1 pseudogene is annotated in these 246 nt (G+C 71.1%); it reads left to right on the top strand.

Annotation, left to right across the window (positions count from 1 at the left end):
* Positions 1 to 246 (top strand): annotated as a pseudogene (locus tag AC5RVD_RS16820) (HNH endonuclease); the annotation flags it as partial.

Raw genomic sequence — 246 nt, 5'->3', positions numbered from 1 at the left:
CGGCCGGGACCGAGCCGGGCTGGAAGACCGCCCGCGAACAGGCCCACCGCACCAAAGTGCTGAAACAACACAGTGTGGAGGACATCTGGGTCCGCCGCCTCTACACCGCCCCCGGGACCGGGCAGCTGCTGGGGATGGACTCGGCCGCGCGGAAGTTCCCCGACGGGATGCGCCGGATGATCCTCGCCCGCGACGCCGTTTGCGGCAGGCCCTGGTGCGACGCCCCGATCCGGCACATCGACCACA

This window comes from Arthrobacter sp. THG-b23 (assembly GCF_059091265.1).
This window is presented reverse-complemented; position numbering and strand designations above follow the sequence as displayed.